The sequence below is a fragment of the Serratia sp. 2880STDY5682894 genome (assembly GCF_001537385.1).
GTDB lineage: Bacteria > Pseudomonadota > Gammaproteobacteria > Enterobacterales > Enterobacteriaceae > Serratia > Serratia nevei.
Genome location: NZ_FCJA01000003.1, coordinates 72,055 through 87,925 on the forward strand (window position 1 = coordinate 72,055; position 15,871 = coordinate 87,925).

Consider the following 15,871-nt stretch of genomic DNA (forward strand, 5'->3'; position numbering starts at 1 on the left):
GCTTGCCTCATGAAACGCTATCTGGACTGCAGCGCCAGCGATCTGGCCGATATCGGCAAAGCCGACCTGCTCTATGCCATCCGCGCCAGCGAAGGGCGCATTTTGGTCAGCGAAACCATCGCGGTCACTCAGCCGCTGCTCAATAACGTCACCAACGCCGAGCTGGCGGCCAGCCAGGGCGCCGACCTGCTGCTGCTGAACCTGTTCGACGTCGACCATCCGCACATCGCGGGCCTGCCCGCCGACGTGCCGCCGCAGGAGGCGCTGCGCACGCTGCAGCGCCTGACCGGGCGGGTGATCGGGGTGAACCTGGAGGCCGTCGATCCGGCCTTCGCCACCGAACATAACGATTTCTGGCAGATGACGGCGGGGCGTGCCGCCACCGCCGAGAATGCCCGCAAGCTGTATCAGCTCGGCGCGCGCATGCTGGTGCTGACCGGCAACCCGAACAACGGCGTCAGCAATCAGGCGATCGCCGCCGCGCTGAAAGCGATTCGCGATGAAGTGGGCGACGAGATGGTGCTGGTGACCGGCAAGATGCACGGGGCCGGTATCGTGCGCGAAAGCGGCAGCCAGCTGATCGGCGAGCAGGACATCGCGCTGTTCGTGGAGAACGGTGCGGATATCGTGCTGTTGCCGGCGCCGGGCACCATTCCCGGCATGTCGCAGGAGAAAGTGGCGGCGCTGATCGCCTTTGCCCAGCGGCAGGGCGCGCTGGCGATGACGGCGATCGGCACCTCGCAAGAGGGGGCCGACGTGCAGACCGTGCGGCAGATTGCGCTGATGAGCAAAATGGCCGGGGCGGACCTGCACCATATCGGCGATACCGGCTATCTGGGGCTGGCGCTGCCGGAAAACATCTTCGCTTACAGCGTGGCGATTCGCGGTGTGCGCCACACCTACAGCCGCATGGCGCGCTCGGTGAACCGCTAAGCCTGGGGCTTTTGCGCCGTCACGATGCTGAAATAGCCGAGCGACGGCAGCACCTGAGCAGGCCCGAAGCCGACGTCGTGCAGCAGGTCGCCGATTTCCCTGCCGGAGTATTGGCGGCCCTGCGTCCATCCCATCATCATCAGGCTGTACCCCGCGGCGGCAGGCGGCCCGTCGCCGTCATCGTTGTACAGCACTTCGTGGATCACGATCCTCCCCCCGGGCGGGAGGGCCGCATAGCTCTTTTGCGCCAGGAAGCGGTTCTTGTCCATCGGCCAGTCGTGGAAAATATTGGAGTACAGGTGCAGATCCGCCGCCGGGTAGGGATCGCGCCACATATCGCCGCTGTGGGTGCCGATGCGCTGGCTGAGACCGTAATGGCGCGCGTAGTCGGCGGCGAGCGGGCACACCTCCGGCAGATCGAACACGGTGCAGGTCAACGTCGGCCAGTGGGCCGCCAGGCTGATGGCATGGGCGCCGGAGGCGCCGCCGATATCCAGCGCCGCGCGGCAGGCACCGAGGGGCAACAGCGCCGGCCAAACGCTGGCCGAGCCCATGCTCAGGCTGTGCATGGCGTGGGTAAACCGCCGCATTCTGTCGGCGTCGAGCGTATGGGTTTCAAACAGCTCCTGCTCGCCGTACACCTGCGAGGTATTTTTTCTGATGGCGCTTTCCAGGTTTTTCAGCGAGAAAATTTCGCTATTTTCAACCATCAAATCCCAGAAGTAGCCGAAATAATGCGGGTTGTTTTTTAACAAAAAGGTTTCCGCTTCCGGCGTGAGAGAGAATGTTTCACCGTCTCTGTCTATCAATTTCAATGCCAATAACGCCATGACCAACGTTTCCGCCGGGCGTCTTTCCACATTGGCCTGAGCGCATATATCGGTCAGGTTGCGGGGGTGCAAAGCAATAAATTCAAAGATGCCCAGGCGATGCGCGATAAGCACCGCCGGATAGAGATATAAATTCATCGTGATATCGAGAATGGTTTTGTCGTCGCATTGCGGCGGCCGGACGGAATAGTTCATGTGAATCCCCTCCCACTAGGCATGGCGCGTCTTAACAGGCTATGTCACGCCTATGATTTTAGCAAAGGGCGGGAGCACGATTGACCGCAGGCCAACACTTCCGTTGCAAATAATTCCTGGGTGAGATTATTTTTAATATGAATTGAGCGCGGCCAATATCGAGCATGAAAAAATGATACCGGGCGAGGGTCATTACCCTATCGTGCGTTTTTATTTTATTGGGGGTTAACTTAATCACAGTTATTAACGCGTTAGGGTTGTGCTAATCTAGGCCGCCGTTATACCGTAGCGGTGTTCGCATTCTTTTTGTGAATAATTAAAACTTAACTATTTCATTATTAAAACGAGTTAACAATGAAAAAAAGCATTCTGACCGGCATGATTGCCGCGACTCTGGGCCTGTTCAACACCGCTAACGCTGAAGGGATGGATCCTGCCGCATTGAAAAACGTTTATGACATCACGCGCAATACCGCCGGGCTGATGTCTTACTGCGTCGATAAAGGCTTCCTGAAAGCCGACAGCATCGACAACGCCAAGAAAATGGTGGCCTACGTGGCGGCTATTCCCGGCGGCGTCGACACCCGCGATGGCGACAAGCGCGAAGCGATGGGCCGTGAAGGCAATGTGCTGAACGACGACGGCAAAGTGGTTGCGTTGGAAAAAGAAGCGCCGCAGGGGCTGCAGACATGGTGCCAGCAGGCTGACGAAGGGATCCGCCAGGGTCTGACGTCTATCGGTCAATAAGTCTTCTTCACGCGCCCTTACAGGGCCGATGGGATCCGTCGCCGCACCGGCGGATCCGCTTCCAGGATCGCATTCACGCCTCGTTTTACCTCCCGAGTACCCGCATCCGGTTTGATCCCGCTGATTGTTTCGCCATGCTCATCGCTATATTATTTGCTATACAACGATAATCAACCGGTCACTGCCATGTTTAACTTTCTCCCGCGCCTGCTGTTGGCGCTTGTTTTGTTTTCCACCGCCGCCCAGGCGGATCGCCAGGTCACCGATCAACTCAACCGCCAGGTGACGTTGCCCGATCGCATCACCCGCGCGGTGGTGCTGCAACACCAGACGCTGAACCTGTTGGTGCAGCTTGATGCGATGCCGCAGGTGGTCGGCGTGCTCAGCAGTTGGAAAAAGCAGCTGGGGCCAAACTACCTGCGGCTGGCGCCGACGTTGGCAACCCTGCCGATGCCGGGCGATCTGACTTCGGTGAACATCGAGAGCCTGCTCGGCCTGCATCCGCAGGTGGTATTCGTGGCCAACTACGCGCCGCCGGAGATGATTGCGCAGATCGAACGGGCGGGCATTCCGGTGGTGGCGGTCTCGCTGCGCCGCGAGGCAGCCGATCAGGCGGGCAAAATGAACCCCCAGCTGAGCGATGAAGATCGGGCCTATACGCTGGGGATGCAGGACGGCATTCGCCTGATCGGCGAAGTGATGTCGCGTCAGCCTCAGGCCGAAGCCCTGATTAAGGACGTCATTCAGCAGCGCACGCTGGTCGCCGAACGGCTGCGCGATCTGCCGGAAGATCGGCGGGTGCGGGTGTATATGGCCAACCCCGATCTCACCACCTACGGCGCCGGCAAGTATACCGGGTTGATGATGCGGCACGCCGGGGCGCTCAACGTGGCGGCGAAGGAAATTCAGGGGTTTAAACAGGTTTCTATCGAGGATGTCCTGAAGTGGGATCCGGCGGTGATTTTCGTGCAGGAGCGCTACCCGGACGTGGTGAAACAGATCCTGACGTCACCGCAGTGGCAGCCGATCGACGCGGTGAAGAATAAGCGGGTCTACCTGATGCCGGAGTACGCCAAGGCCTGGGGATATCCGATGCCGGAGGCGATGGCGCTGGGTGAGTTGTGGATGGCGAAAAAACTTTACCCGCAGCGCTTTGCCGATATCAATCTGCAGCAGCGGGTCGACGCTTACTATCAACGTTATTACCGCGCCACCTGCTGCCAGAGCGGGCAATGAGGCTGGGCTGGCTGGCGTTGTTGACGCTGTGCTGCGCGCTGTTTTCGCTCGGCGTTGGCCGCTTTCAGGTGCCGATGACGCACAGCCTGATGATTTTGCTGGAGCCGTTCACCGGGCAACATTATGCAGGCATCGATGCTATCCAACGCCAGGTGATCCTGGGTGTGCGCGTGCCGCGAGTGCTGTTGGCGATGGGCGCCGGCGCGGCGCTGGCCCTGTGTGGCGCGGCTTTGCAAGGCGTCTTTCGCAACCCGCTGGTCGATCCGCATATTATCGGCGTGTCTTCCGGCGCGGCGTTTGGCGGCACGCTGGCTATCCTGCTCAGCCTGCCGTTGGCGGCGCTGCTGCTGTCGGCTTTTGTTTTCGGCATGGCGGCGCTGCTGCTGATTTTCACTCTCACCAGCGCCATTGCGCGGCGCAATATTCTCTCTTTGGTACTGGCGGGGGTGATCCTCAGCGGCTTTTTCTCCGCCTGCGTCAGCCTGATGCAATATCTGGCGGATACCGAAGAGAAACTGCCGAGCATCGTGTTTTGGCTGCTCGGCAGCTTTGCCACCGCCGATCGGCAAAAGCTGCTGATGCTGTTTGTGCCTTTGCTGTTGGCCGGCGGCTTGCTGTTGGCGCTGCGCTGGCGCATCAATCTGCTGTCGTTGGGCGATGAGGATGCCGGTGCATTGGGCATCAACGTTGAGCGCACCCGCTGGCTGATTTTGACGCTGTGTGCCGCCATCGTGGCCGCCCAGGTGGCGGTCAGCGGCAGCATCGGCTGGGTCGGCTTGGTGATCCCGCACGTGGCGAGGCGGCTGGTGGGGCCGGATCACCGGCGCCTGCTGCCGGCTTCGCTTTGCCTGGGGGCCCTGTACATGCTGTTGATTGACGATTTGGCGCGCACGCTGAGCAGCAGCGAAATCCCGCTGGGCATTCTGACCGCGCTGATTGGCGCGCCGCTGTTCGCGCTGCTGTTGCGCCGCGCGCAAGTGAGAGGCTGGCATGACTGACACCTTATTGGCCGCCAGGGGCGTGAGTTTCGCCTGGCCGGGCGGGGCACCGCTGTTCCAGCATCTGGACATTCAGCTGCGGCGCGGCGAAGTGCTGGCGGTATTGGGCCCGAATGGGCGTGGCAAGAGCACGCTGCTGCAGCTGTTGTTAGGCAGCCTGACGCCGCAATCCGGCGAGATTGAGCGCCACGGTGAGATGGGCTTTGTCCCGCAGCACTTTGCGCCGCCGTTCGCCTATCGGGTGCTGGATATCGTATTGATGGGGCGGGCGCGCCATGTCGGCCTGTTCCGTTCACCGTCAGCCGAGGACCATCGGCTGGCGAGAGAAGCGTTGCAGTCGTTGGATTTGCAGCACCTGGCAGAGCGTGAGTTTGGCAGCCTATCCGGCGGCCAACGTCAATTAGTGATGATCGCTCGCGCGTTGGCGATGCGCTGCGAGGTGTTGATTCTGGATGAACCGACTTCGGCGCTGGATCTGCATTACCAGGATCGGGTATTGAGCCTGATGGCCCGCCTGGCGCGGGAGCAGCGGTTGGCGGTGGTGTTCTCCACGCATCAGCCCAACCATGCTCACGCGGTGGCCGATCGAGCTTTGCTGCTGGGCAAGGAAGGGCGCAGCCGGCTCGGGGCCTGCCGCGAGGTGTTAACGGCGCAATCCCTGTCGCCCCTGTTCGAGCTGGCGATCGAACGGGTGCCGCTGACGGTGGCGGGCCGCCGTTACGCGACGCTGGTGCCGCTGTATCGCAGCCAACTGGAGCGACATGATGAGTGATATCCTGCTGTTTGCCGCCGGCAGCCTGCGGCTGGCGTTTGCGCCGCTGCTGTCGGCATTTCAGCGGCACGCCGGGCAAAAAGTCACGGCGGAATTCGGCCCGGCGGGGTTGTTGCGCCAACGGATAGAGAATGGTGAGCGGCCACAGCTGTTCGCTTCGGCCAACCTGGCGCACCCGCAAAGGCTGGCGGATCTCAGTATCGCGGGGGCGGTGCAGATTTTTGCGCGCAATCGGCTCTGCGTGACGGTTCGCAACGTGCCGGCATTAACCGAACGTCCGCTGCCGGAGGTGCTGTTCGATCCGCACTGGCGCCTTGCCACCTCGACACCGGGGGCAGATCCTTCCGGCGATTATGCGCAGCAGCTTTTCGAACGCTGTGAGCAATGCTGGCCGGGGCAAGGGGAAGCGTTGCGCCGCCGGGCGCTGCCGTTGGTTGGCGGTATGGATTCCGCCCCGGTACCGGCGGGCCGGCTGGCGGCGGAATATCTGATAGGCGGCGGGCAGGCGGATATTTTTCTCGGCTACGCCAGCTATGCTCCGGCTTTAGCCGCCTACCCGACGTTGGCGGTGCGGCCGTTGGCGCCGCCGCTGGACATTGAGGCGGATTACGGTTTATGCCTGTTGGATGACGGCGCACAGCGGTTGGCCGCATTTATCTTGAGCGAACAGGGGCAGGAAATCCTGAGCCGACACGGGTTTATGCGGCGCGCGGAATGACTCGCCGGGCCAGGCGGCCCGGGGAATCTTACCAGAACAGCGGGGTAGTGTTTTCAGCCAGAAACGCCAGCAGGGTTTCGTTGACCGCCGCCGGGTTTTCCTTGTTGCTGATATGCCCGGCGTTGGGGATCAGCACGTGCCGACAGCCGAGAAGATCGGCCATGCGCTGGCCTTCCGCCGGCGGGCGCGGTTTATCCTGCGCGCCGGTGATGACGATGCTGGCGGCGGTGATGTTTTTCAGCAGCGGCAGCTTGTCGGGGCGACCGAAGATCATCCGGCCCAGCGGGACGATGCTCTCGCGCAGGCGATCGGCGGGCAGGCTCTGCAGATGGGCCAGCAATGGCTGCGACAACGCATCGGGTACTTCGTCGGAATAAAACTGCGCGGCGATGTATTCCAGCAGCGGCGAAGTGATGGCGCCGGCCTGTTCAACGGCTGCCAGCATGCCCATATAGCGCTGCCGCGCCTCCGGCGTTTCGTCGCCCAGATAGCTGTCCATCAGCGCCAGCACCTTGACCCGCTCCGGCGCCAGCGCCGCGAGTTCGGCGCCCCACATGCCGCCGACGGACAGGCCGACGATGCCGAACTCTTCAATATCCAAATGATCCATCAGCGCCAAATGATCGGCGGCGATATCCGACAGGCTGTTTCGCCCGGCCGGCAGCGCCGGTGAGTCGCCGTGGCCCCAGAGATCCGGCACGATCAGGCGGTAGCGTTTCGCCAGCGCTTCGAACTGCGGTGCCCACATGTTCAGATCGAACAGATAGCTGTGGCCCAGCAGCAACGGAAAGCCTGAGCCCACGTCGAGATAATGCAGGGATTTGCCCATCGTTGGCATCTTATCGGTTCCTTATATAAAGAGAGTCCGGCTGCTTATATCACACTCATATTCAACCTGCGGTATTAATTTACCTTAAATTACTTAGGTAAACCCTTATTTTTAATTTCTCTTGATAACAAGACGTCAATGAAAGGTGACGCTAAGGATAATATTCTGGTGACGATAAGAGCCTTGGTTTATGCTGGCGCTCCTTTCAAGATGGAATAGGTAAACAGGGAGTCACGATGAAAAGACTTTTCAGACTATTAATTATTTTGCTTGTCATTTTGCTGCTGGCGGCGGTGCTGTGGTGGTTCTTCGGGCGTGGTAATCCGAATGCGCTGTGGCAAATCGTCAGCCAACAGTGCGTGCCTAATCAGCAGCAGAACAACGATCCGGCGCCCTGCTTAAAGGTTGATTTAACCGAGGGTTATGTGCTGTTTAAGGACAGCAAAGGCCCCTATCACGATCTGGTGATGCCAACCGAAAAAGTCAGCGGCATCGAGAGCCCGGCATTGCAGACGGATCACGCGCCGCCTTATTTCGCCCAGGCCTGGAATAACCGGGGACATATATCCGGCGAGCTGGGTAAACCGTTAAAAGATGCGTGGCTTTCTCTGGCGGTCAATTCGAAATATGGCCGCTCTCAGAATCAGCTGCATATTCACATTGCCTGCCTGCGTCAGGATGTCTATAACGCGCTGGGGCAGCAGGCGGAACAATTAGATCAACAGTGGCGCCCGCTGGCGGTGAAATTGGTCGGCCACCAATATCTGGCCAGAAAATTGGCGGGCACCGATTTAACCCAGGAAGATCCTTTCCGGTTACTGCAGAACTATGTGGTCGAGCAGGGCGACAGCATCGGCAATTATGGCCTGGCGCTGGCGGTCAGCCCACAGGGCGAGATGCTGCTGTTGGCGAACCGTTTGAAGTTGACCGACCTGAACCTGGGCTCAGCCGGCGAAATTCAGGACTACCAATGTGCGGTGGCGGGGAACTGAAGGTGATGACAACCCGCCGGCTGTGGCTCGCCGGCGGCTGTAGTGCGTTCAAAGCTTCTTCAGCAGTTCCAGCAGCTGCGCTTCGCTTTTCTCCGCCAGCCCGTCGATGGCCAGCTTGATGATGTCGGAGCGGGTGATACGCACGATGCCGCTGCGCGCCGCCTGGACGATCACCTCATCGATGGCTTCAATGTGGTTGTCCGTCAGGCTGACGGAGATCGCCTTGTAGGTGCGCTTGCGGCCGGCCGGTTTGGCTTCCGGCGCGGGCGCCGCGACCGGCAGCGTGTGCGAGGTGGCGCTGTTGATGAATTCGTCTTCCGACATGCGGTGGGTGGGGGTGCGCTTCTTCACAGGATCACCTCTTTCACCAGGCATTCAATTTCGCTCTGCGCCTTTTCGTTGTTCGCCTCATGCACGGTGATGGCTTCGCCCCAGGCGTCGCGGTAAATCTTGCGGTCGCACAGGCGGTGGCTCACCAGCGTGAACTCCGGGTATTCGCTCAGCACCTGCGCCGCTTCGTTGGCTTCATTGATAAAGATGTTGGTCGGGCACATGTTCAGCACGATGTAGCCTTTGACCTTCTCGTTGTATTCCTGCGCGGTGGAGAACATCTCCGACAGATAGCCGACGGTGTCGAGATCCATCTGCGAAGGGCGCAGCGGCGAGAGGAACAGATCGGCGGCCAGCAGCCCGGAGCGCAGCTCGGCGCTGTCGCGGCCGGCGGTGTCGACGATCACGTAGTCGTAATGGCGATCCAGCTCCAGCAGCGTTTCCTTGATTTTGCCCGACGCGGCCACCACCGGAATGTGCGGCAACCCTTCGACGTTCTGGCGGTCGTTGTACCAGGTCATGATCGATTTCTGGTCGTCGGCATCGACGATGATCGCCGTCTTGCCTTGCTTAAGAATCAGATACCCGGCGATATTCACCGCTTTCGTCGATTTGCCGACGCCGCCTTTTTGCGAGCCAATCAGGACAATCATGCTGCCATCTCTCAAGTTATTAAGCTGATAACTTATTAAGTTAATGCGCTTATTAGGTTGATAATCAAACAGGTTAACAAGAACAACTCGCGAACAATATGCACCAACTGCGGCGGCTTGCCAAGCCAGTATGTCGTTAACTGCGCAGCTTATTTTGCGCTGGATAGCCCGGATGGGTAAGTAGGAATTCTCTGGGAAGTGGCGATGCGGAGGCGGGTTTTGTTAATTTAACAGCTTAATAAGTTAGTGGCCCATTAAGCTGTTGTCGACATTATTTCTTCATCATCGCCTTCAGGTTGGCGAACGGGTTGTGGGTGGCGACGCCGACATCTTTCTGCGCGTCTTCACCGGCCACCACCGTCGAACCGTATTGATCGGCTTCGGTGTATTTCGAGTGCTCGTGGTCGTGGCAATACAGGCACAGCATTTCCCAGTTGCTGCCGTCTTCGGGGTTGTTGCTGTGATCGTGATCGATGTGGTGCACCGTCAGTTCGCGCAGGTTGGAATAAACGAACTCGCGCGAGCAGCGCCCGCATACCCAGGGGAACAGTTTCAGCGCTTTTTCGCGGTAGCCGGTTTCCAGCTTCGCATAGTTTTTGGGGATATAGGCCATGGTGGTCGTCCGTAGTGAATCACTATGCGACAAATAATACCACACTGCGTGCGGTTACAACGTGCGGCTCATCACCGTGACGGCTTCGCCGGCGATCTGGCGTTGCTCCAGCGAGCGCCAGCCGAGTTTCTGATACAGCGCCTGCTGATCGGGCGTGTACAAATAGAGTTCGTCTATGCCCTGGGTCCGGCCGTGTTCGACGCAGCGTGCAATCAGGCGACGGGCAATGCCTTGGCCGCGGTGCTGCGGGTGAGTGAAGACTTCGCTCAGCCAGTATTGGCGCTCCGGTTTATCCGCCAGTTCATACAACGTCAGGCTGGCGGTACCGAGAATCTGTTGTTGCGGCGACAGCGCCAACAGCACGACGCCCCGCTGCCCGGGCGCGCAACGTTCGGCCAGACGCTGGCTGATGGTGTCACGGCTGCTCCATTGCGCAAAGGCGCCCCATTCCTGATGCAGTAACTCGGCCAGTTCGTCAATACGCCGGCGATGTGCCGGCAGAGGTTCGATACGCATGGTGCGACCATTTCGTTGCCCGGAAGATAAGCCACTATAGCCGGCGAGAGCGGTTAATGAAACGTCTCCACCGCCCAGTCGATAAACGCCCGCAGCTTGCCGCTGAGGTGGCGGTTGGACGGGTAGACCACGTACATCTGCTCCGGCGGCGGCTGCCAGTCGTGCAGCAGGCTGACCAGCTCACTGCTGTCGAGGTGCGGCTGCGCCATAAAGCGATAGGTCTGGATGATGCCCAACCCGGCCAGGCTCGCCGCCAGCAGCGCGTTGCCTTCGTTGATGCTGACCGGATAGCGTTGCTGGATGGCGATCTCTTTGCCGCGCTCGACATAGCGTTGCGGATGGATGCGGTCGTTGACCGGATGGCGATAGTGTACCATCGGGAAACCCTGCTCCAGATCGCACGGGTGGCGCGGCGTGCCGTGGCGCGCCAGGTAGGCCGGGGTGGCGCAGCTCACCCAGTCCAGATCGAACAGGCGGCGGGCGATCAGGCTGGAATCGGCCAGCGGGCCGCTGCGGATCACGCAGTCGGTGCTGTCGCTAATGAGATCGATAACGCGGTCGCCGACGCTCAGATCGATCTGTATCTGCGGGTAGCGCGCCAGAAAATCGGGCAGGGCGGGCAACAGCAGCCGGCGCGCGGTGCCGCCGCCGGTGTCGATGCGCAGCACGCCTTGCGGAGAGCTTTGCGATTCGGTCAGGCAGCCTTCCATCTGCTCCAAATCCGCCAGCCATTTCACCGTATTCTGGTAATAGCATTCGCCTTCGCGGGTGACCGACACGCTGCGGGTGGTGCGCTGAAACAGCTTGGTCTGCAGGTGATCTTCCAGGCTCTGGATCAGCTTGGTCACCGTGGCTTTCGGCATGCCCAGCGAATCGGCGGCGCGGGTAAAGCCGCCGGTTTCCACCACGCGGTTAAACACCCGGATGGCGAGTAGATGATGGTCCATAGGCTCTCAGCGCAACGCCCCGACGGCGGCCGGGGCGCGTTTCTGCGGATAAATAAGGATTAACACTGTTTAGCGCCAATCACGCCGGAGCGCAAGCTGAGGCCGAATACCAACGCGGCGGAGAGGATCAGTGCGCCGCCGAACAGCATGGCGCTGCTGACGCCCTGCCAGTCCACCACCTCGCCGCCCAGCAGTGCGCCGGAGGCCAGCGCGATCTGCACAACGCATACCAGCAGCGCCTGGCCGGCTTCCGGCGCCTGCGGCACCGCGGCGAACATCCAGTTGGTGGCGCATACCGGCACCGCGCCGAAGGCCAGTCCCCAGACCATCACCATCAGCGTGGCGCCGCCAAGGCCGCTGAGCAGCGGCGAGACGATGAGGATGGCTGCCAGCATGGCGGCGATCAGGATGAAGGTGGCGCGCAGGCTGTATTCCCCCAGACGCTCGCCGAGGAAGGTGCCCAGCAGGCCGATGGCGCCATAGGCCAACAGCTGCAGCGAGATTGCCGACGGGCTGAGGACGAACACCTGTTGCAGCAGGGGCCGCAGATAGGTGTAGGCGGCGAAGTGGCCGATGAACAACAGCACGATGGCGATCAGGCCGATGCGCGCCATCGGCAGGCGCAGCGGCAGCACCAAATCGCGCGGCGTGACCGGTCGGGAAGGCGGCACCGAGGTCAGTAAACGCAGCTGCGCCAACAGTACGCCGACCGCCAATGCCGCACCGCCGAAGAAGGCGGCGCGCCAGCCGAACAGATCGCCGATCAGCGCCCCCGCCGGCACGCCGCACACCGCGCCGACCGAGATGCCGCTGAGGATCAGCGCGGTGGCGCGGCCCTGGCTGGCTTCCGGCACCAGATGACGGCCGTAGTTGGCGGCGAACGACCAGAAGCCGCCGACGCAGATGCCCAGCAGCACGCGGCCCAGCAGCATCATCGGGAAGTTGACGGCCAGCGCCGCCACCAGGTTGGAGACGATCAGCAGCAGCGACAGCCCCAGCATCAGTAAACGCCGGTCCAGGCGGCCGGAAATCAGGCTTAATGCGGGGGCGGCCACCGCCGCCACGATGCCGGGCATGGTGACCATCAGCCCGGCGGTGCCGGTGCTGACGCCGAGCGAAGGGGCGATATTGGTCAGCAGGCCGATCGGCAGAAACTCGGTGGTGACCATGACAAAACAGGCGACCGTCAGCGAGAAGATCGCCGGCCACGGGGATGATGCAGGTTTATCTTTATTATTCAGCATAATGCCGCTCGTCTTGGGTGAATGCGCAGGCCGCGCTCGGGGTGCGGTGTGACCGAAGTCACAATCTACGGCAGGCCGAAGCCGCGGATAAATCCGTTTGCGGTGGTTACACTGTTTCTGAGGGGAAACAATCGCCGGCGGCGGGTGAAAACGCGGCTTGCGCCGCGCTGAGGGGAAAGGAATAAAACGGCATAAGGTTATGACCGAATGCCGCGTGGCGTTCACAGCCCCGGCGCTTTCCACAGCGAAGTGGTCAGGCCGTTATCCACCAGCGTCAGCTGATCGGCGTAAACCTGCCGCCAGGTTTCTTTCTGTTCCTGATACAGCGCGTGGTGGGTCATGTCCGGCTGATGCTCGCGCTCCCAGCGCACCAGGCGCTCGCCGGTTTCGGCCAGCGACTCGTACAGCCCGGCGCCGACGCCGGCGGCGATCGCACAGCCCAGCGCGGTGGCCTCTTTCACCACCGGCACCCGCACCGTCAAACCGGTGACGTCGCTGAGGATCTGGCTCCACAGCTTGCCCTTGGCCCCGCCGCCGGCGAACACCAGCGAGCGCGCCTGCACGCCGGAGAAGGCGGCGATTTGCTCCAGGTTGCAGGCGGAGACGATGGCGGCGTTCTCCTCCAGCGCGCGGAACAGCGTCTGTTTGTTGCAGCGCTCCGGGTCGATCGACATGTTGATGAACGACGGCGCCGCGTGGTACCAGGTTTTGAAATGCATGGCGTCGGAAAAGATTGGCATCACGCCGTAGGCGCCCGGCGGCACCCTGGCCGCCATCTCTTCCAGCAGGCTGTAGGCATCGACCCCCAGCCGCTCCGCCAGCAATTTTTCCTCCGCGCAGAAAGCGTCGCGGAACCAGCGCATGGTCAGGCCGGTAAAGAAGCTGATGGATTCCGCCTGCGCCATGCCGGGAATGACGTGGGGGTTGATGCGGATGTTCATCTCCGGATCGATGGCCGGCTCCGGCAGATTGACGATCTGCTGCCAGAAGGTGCCGCCGAGCACCGCCGTCTGCCCGGCGCGCACGATGCCGAGCCCCAGGCTGCCGAGCTGCACGTCGCCGCCGCCCATCACCACCGGGGTGCCGCGCAGCAGCCCGCTCTCCTGCGCCGCCTGTTCGGTGACGCGCCCCAGCACGCTGCCGGTCTCTTTCACCGGCGACAGAATATCGGCGCGCAGCCCGGCCATGTCGAGCAGCGCCGGGCGCCAGTCGCGGCTGGTCAGATCCAGCATGCCGGTGGTGCCGGCGTTGGAAGGATCGACCGCCAGCTCGCCGCTGAGCATGTTGGCCAGCCAGTCGCTGATCATGGTCAGCGTCGCCGCCTGGCGGTAGATGTCCGGCCGATGGTGCGCCAGCCACAGCAGGCGCGGCATGGCGCTCAGCGCCAGCGTCTGGCCGGAGTATTGATACACTTCGCGTTCGAAGCCGTGGTTGTGCAGCTCTTTCAGCTCGCTGACTTCGCGGCTGGCGCGCGCATCGACGTTGGCGCAGGCCCAGATCGGCACACCGTTGCGGTCGTACAGCACGATGCCTTCACGCATCGAACAGCAGGCCACCGCGCGTATCGCCTGCGCCGTCAGCCCGGCGCGCTGCAAGGCCTGGCGAATGCACTGGCAGGCCAGCTGCCAGTTGCGGCTGAGGTCAAACTCCATCGAGCCGGGCACGCCCGGCACCGCCAGGTGTTGCCACTCCGCCTGGCCGTGCGCGATCTGGTTGCCCGCCACATCGAAGATCACCGCGCGAATGCTGCCCGTTCCTGCGTCCAGCGCCATCAAGTAGTTGTCCATAGCCTATGCTCTCAGGGGGAGGAGTGTTAACTATAGATGCCGCCGCCTTACCCCGCCGGGGGAGGAGTGGGCGTCGCTGATGCGATTTGTGAGCCAGGCGGCAAAATTGCCGTTGCGGCGGGCAATCGACGGGAATAAACCTATGGTTGGAAAGAGTCATTTTGCGGTACGCCGTTTAAACAAGGAGTTGCCATGCACGTCACATTGGTTGAGATCAACGTTAAACAAGACAAAATCGACGAATTTATCGATGTTTTCCGCGCCAATCATCGGGGGGCAATCGAAGAGCCGGGCAACCTGCGCTTCGACGTGCTGCAGGACGAACAGATTCCGACGCGGTTTTACATCTACGAAGCCTATCGCGACGAGCAGGCGGTGGCGGCGCACAAGCAGACCCCGCACTACCTGCAGTGCGTGGAGAAGCTGGAAGCGCTGATGACCGGCCCGCGCAAGAAGACCACCTTTATCGGCCTGATGCCTGAATAATCGCCGGCGTTTGTCGGTGTCCATGCGCCCGGTTTGGTTGTAACCTGCAAGCTAAAGCGAATTTTCAATGGGATAAGCGGGGCGAGGATGATATTGCGCGATCGGCTGTTGGCGCTGTTGGTGGTGGTGATCTGGGGCGTGAATTTCGTCGTGATCAAGTTCGGTTTACAGGGCATGCCGCCGTTTCTGCTGGCCGGAATGCGTTTCTTGCTGGTGGCGTTGCCGGCGATCTTCTTTATCCCGCGCCCGACGATCCCGTGGAAATGGCTGCTGCTGTACGGCATGACCATGAGCTTCGCGCAGTTTGCGTTTCTGTTCGTCGCTATCAAGGTGGGGATGCCGGCGGGGCTGGCTTCGCTGGTGTTGCAGGCGCAGGTGTTCTTCACCCTGCTGTTGGGTGTCGTGCTGATGAGTGAAAAGCTGCGCGTCAACCATTTTGTCGGCATCGCTATCGCCAGCGGCGGCATGCTGGTGCTGGCGCAGGCCAGCCTGCATAAGCCGGGCAGCGGCGCGGTCCCCCTGGCGGGCCTGCTGCTGACGCTGGCGGCGGCGTTTTCCTGGGCGCTGGGCAACCTGACCAACAAGAAGATTCTGGCCGGTTTCCCGCAGCGTAATATTTTATCGCTGGTGGTGTGGAGCGCGCCGATCCCGGTCGTGCCGTTCCTGGCCTGCAGCTGGCTGTTCGACGGCCCGCAGGCGGTGCTGAGCAGCCTGAGCCATGTGCAGGCCGGCACCTGGCTGGCGGTTGCCTACCTGGCGTTCGCCGCCACGCTGTTCGGTTATTCGGTGTGGGGCAGCCTGCTGGGGCGCTATGAAACCTGGCGGGTTGCGCCGCTGACGCTGCTGGTGCCGCTGGTCGGGCTGTTCGCCGCCTGGCTGCTGCTGGACGAAGCGCTGTCGCCGGCGCAGTTCGGCGGCGCATTGCTGGTGCTGGCCGGCATGGCGGTCAACACCTTCGGGCTGCCGCGCCGCCGGCCGGCGATCGCGCGTTAAACCGAACAGGGCAATTCTGTTCAATACGTTGTCGGCGGCGGTCGGCATTCTG

18 protein-coding genes are annotated in these 15,871 nt (G+C 61.6%); 9 read left to right on the forward strand and 9 right to left on the reverse strand.

Translation table 11 applies throughout. The features are described from left to right. Nucleotides 1-9 precede the first annotated feature (9 nt). On the forward strand, nt 10-933 hold the full coding sequence (locus tag AWX27_RS08590; protein ID WP_049201071.1) for a DUF7916 family protein: 924 nt from the start codon (nt 10-12) through the stop codon (nt 931-933). On the opposite strand, the gene AWX27_RS08595 is transcribed toward AWX27_RS08590, so the two are convergent. Next, nucleotides 930-1,958: a methyltransferase gene (locus tag AWX27_RS08595; protein WP_060421047.1), complete on the reverse strand. Its 1,029-nt coding sequence runs from the start codon at nt 1,956-1,958 to the stop codon at nt 930-932. The genes AWX27_RS08590 and AWX27_RS08595 overlap by 4 nt on opposite strands. A gap of 354 nt (nt 1,959-2,312) precedes the next feature. Here AWX27_RS08595 and AWX27_RS08600 point away from each other — a divergent pair, with 354 nt between their 5' ends. The 5 genes from AWX27_RS08600 (at nt 2,313) to AWX27_RS08620 (ending at nt 6,429) form a co-directional block, all read left to right on the forward strand. After that, nucleotides 2,313-2,705, forward strand: coding sequence for a hypothetical protein (locus tag AWX27_RS08600; protein ID WP_060421050.1), 393 nt, complete (start codon nt 2,313-2,315; stop codon nt 2,703-2,705). Nucleotides 2,706-2,891: 186 nt separating this feature from the next. After that, the gene (locus AWX27_RS08605; protein ID WP_060421052.1) at nt 2,892-3,941 is read left to right on the forward strand and encodes an ABC transporter substrate-binding protein; all 1,050 of its coding nucleotides are present in this window, start codon (nt 2,892-2,894) and stop codon (nt 3,939-3,941) included. Beyond that, complete coding sequence (locus tag AWX27_RS08610; protein ID WP_049201062.1) at nt 3,938-4,939, forward strand: FecCD family ABC transporter permease; 1,002 nt, start codon at nt 3,938-3,940, stop codon at nt 4,937-4,939. Before AWX27_RS08605 ends, AWX27_RS08610 begins: the two co-directional genes overlap by 4 nt. Beyond that, nucleotides 4,932-5,711, forward strand: coding sequence for an ABC transporter ATP-binding protein (locus tag AWX27_RS08615; protein WP_060421054.1), 780 nt, complete (start codon nt 4,932-4,934; stop codon nt 5,709-5,711). The genes AWX27_RS08610 and AWX27_RS08615 overlap by 8 nt, the downstream gene beginning before the upstream one ends. Then, complete coding sequence (locus tag AWX27_RS08620; protein WP_080432950.1) at nt 5,704-6,429, forward strand: substrate-binding domain-containing protein; 726 nt, start codon at nt 5,704-5,706, stop codon at nt 6,427-6,429. Before AWX27_RS08615 ends, AWX27_RS08620 begins: the two co-directional genes overlap by 8 nt. 28 nt (nt 6,430-6,457) lie before the next feature. On the opposite strand, the gene AWX27_RS08625 is transcribed toward AWX27_RS08620, so the two are convergent. Then, nucleotides 6,458-7,258, reverse strand: a complete 801-nt coding sequence (locus AWX27_RS08625) for an alpha/beta fold hydrolase (RefSeq protein WP_080432949.1) — start codon at nt 7,256-7,258, stop codon at nt 6,458-6,460. 236 nt (nt 7,259-7,494) lie between these two features. Between AWX27_RS08625 and AWX27_RS08630 the strand changes: the two genes are divergently transcribed. Continuing rightward, nucleotides 7,495-8,250 (forward strand): CDP-diacylglycerol diphosphatase, encoded by a 756-nt coding sequence (locus AWX27_RS08630; protein ID WP_060421062.1) that lies wholly within the window; start codon nt 7,495-7,497, stop codon nt 8,248-8,250. 48 nt (nt 8,251-8,298) lie between these two features. Here the strand turns inward: AWX27_RS08630 and AWX27_RS08635 are convergent, their stop codons facing one another. From AWX27_RS08635 to lsrK, 7 genes are all read right to left on the reverse strand, one after another. Further along, nucleotides 8,299-8,601, reverse strand: a complete 303-nt coding sequence (locus AWX27_RS08635; RefSeq protein ID WP_049201052.1) for a hypothetical protein — start codon at nt 8,599-8,601, stop codon at nt 8,299-8,301. Continuing rightward, entirely contained in the window at nt 8,598-9,233 is a 636-nt protein-coding gene (locus tag AWX27_RS08640) for a division plane positioning ATPase MipZ (RefSeq protein ID WP_038879975.1), read from the reverse strand. The genes AWX27_RS08635 and AWX27_RS08640 overlap by 4 nt, the downstream gene beginning before the upstream one ends. A 271-nt stretch (nt 9,234-9,504) precedes the next feature. After that, nucleotides 9,505-9,846: an HNH nuclease YajD gene (gene yajD / locus AWX27_RS08645; RefSeq protein WP_016928619.1), complete on the reverse strand. Its 342-nt coding sequence runs from the start codon at nt 9,844-9,846 to the stop codon at nt 9,505-9,507. Between the two features lie 54 nt (nt 9,847-9,900). Next, nucleotides 9,901-10,362, reverse strand: coding sequence for a GNAT family N-acetyltransferase (locus AWX27_RS08650; RefSeq protein ID WP_060421064.1), 462 nt, complete (start codon nt 10,360-10,362; stop codon nt 9,901-9,903). Between the two features lie 53 nt (nt 10,363-10,415). After that, entirely contained in the window at nt 10,416-11,309 is an 894-nt protein-coding gene (locus tag AWX27_RS08655; RefSeq protein ID WP_060421066.1) for a LysR family transcriptional regulator, read from the reverse strand. A 59-nt stretch (nt 11,310-11,368) separates the two neighbouring features. Next, the gene (locus tag AWX27_RS08660; RefSeq protein ID WP_048233016.1) at nt 11,369-12,553 is read right to left on the reverse strand and encodes an MFS transporter; all 1,185 of its coding nucleotides are present in this window, start codon (nt 12,551-12,553) and stop codon (nt 11,369-11,371) included. 221 nt (nt 12,554-12,774) lie between these two features. Then, nucleotides 12,775-14,340, reverse strand: a complete 1,566-nt coding sequence (gene lsrK / locus AWX27_RS08665) for an autoinducer-2 kinase (protein ID WP_060421069.1) — start codon at nt 14,338-14,340, stop codon at nt 12,775-12,777. Between the two features lie 192 nt (nt 14,341-14,532). Here lsrK and lsrG point away from each other — a divergent pair, with 192 nt between their 5' ends. Both lsrG and AWX27_RS08675 read left to right on the forward strand, forming a co-directional pair. Beyond that, nucleotides 14,533-14,826, forward strand: coding sequence for a (4S)-4-hydroxy-5-phosphonooxypentane-2,3-dione isomerase (gene lsrG / locus AWX27_RS08670; protein ID WP_043146917.1), 294 nt, complete (start codon nt 14,533-14,535; stop codon nt 14,824-14,826). A gap of 87 nt (nt 14,827-14,913) precedes the next feature. Beyond that, nucleotides 14,914-15,819: an EamA family transporter gene (locus AWX27_RS08675; protein ID WP_060421072.1), complete on the forward strand. Its 906-nt coding sequence runs from the start codon at nt 14,914-14,916 to the stop codon at nt 15,817-15,819. Nucleotides 15,820-15,871 lie beyond the last annotated feature (52 nt).

Excerpts from the sequence above, each read along its gene's own strand:
- AWX27_RS08620 (WP_080432950.1), top strand. The coding sequence starts at position 5,704 with ATGAGTGATATCCTGCTGTTTGCCGCCGGCAGCCTGCGGCTGGCGTTT.
- AWX27_RS08590 (WP_049201071.1), top strand. The coding sequence starts at position 10 with ATGAAACGCTATCTGGACTGCAGCGCCAGCGATCTGGCCGATATCGGC.
- AWX27_RS08675 (WP_060421072.1), top strand. The coding sequence starts at position 14,914 with ATGATATTGCGCGATCGGCTGTTGGCGCTGTTGGTGGTGGTGATCTGG.
- AWX27_RS08600 (WP_060421050.1), top strand. The coding sequence starts at position 2,313 with ATGAAAAAAAGCATTCTGACCGGCATGATTGCCGCGACTCTGGGCCTG.
- AWX27_RS08605 (WP_060421052.1), top strand. The coding sequence starts at position 2,892 with ATGTTTAACTTTCTCCCGCGCCTGCTGTTGGCGCTTGTTTTGTTTTCC.
- AWX27_RS08655 (WP_060421066.1), bottom strand. The coding sequence starts at position 11,309 with ATGGACCATCATCTACTCGCCATCCGGGTGTTTAACCGCGTGGTGGAA.
- lsrK (WP_060421069.1), bottom strand. The coding sequence starts at position 14,340 with ATGGACAACTACTTGATGGCGCTGGACGCAGGAACGGGCAGCATTCGC.
- AWX27_RS08660 (WP_048233016.1), bottom strand. The coding sequence starts at position 12,553 with ATGCTGAATAATAAAGATAAACCTGCATCATCCCCGTGGCCGGCGATC.
- lsrG (WP_043146917.1), top strand. The coding sequence starts at position 14,533 with ATGCACGTCACATTGGTTGAGATCAACGTTAAACAAGACAAAATCGAC.
- AWX27_RS08615 (WP_060421054.1), top strand. The coding sequence starts at position 4,932 with ATGACTGACACCTTATTGGCCGCCAGGGGCGTGAGTTTCGCCTGGCCG.
- AWX27_RS08595 (WP_060421047.1), bottom strand. The coding sequence starts at position 1,958 with ATGAACTATTCCGTCCGGCCGCCGCAATGCGACGACAAAACCATTCTC.
- AWX27_RS08610 (WP_049201062.1), top strand. The coding sequence starts at position 3,938 with ATGAGGCTGGGCTGGCTGGCGTTGTTGACGCTGTGCTGCGCGCTGTTT.
- AWX27_RS08640 (WP_038879975.1), bottom strand. The coding sequence starts at position 9,233 with ATGATTGTCCTGATTGGCTCGCAAAAAGGCGGCGTCGGCAAATCGACG.
- AWX27_RS08650 (WP_060421064.1), bottom strand. The coding sequence starts at position 10,362 with ATGCGTATCGAACCTCTGCCGGCACATCGCCGGCGTATTGACGAACTG.
- yajD (WP_016928619.1), bottom strand. The coding sequence starts at position 9,846 with ATGGCCTATATCCCCAAAAACTATGCGAAGCTGGAAACCGGCTACCGC.
- AWX27_RS08630 (WP_060421062.1), top strand. The coding sequence starts at position 7,495 with ATGAAAAGACTTTTCAGACTATTAATTATTTTGCTTGTCATTTTGCTG.
- AWX27_RS08625 (WP_080432949.1), bottom strand. The coding sequence starts at position 7,258 with ATGGGCAAATCCCTGCATTATCTCGACGTGGGCTCAGGCTTTCCGTTG.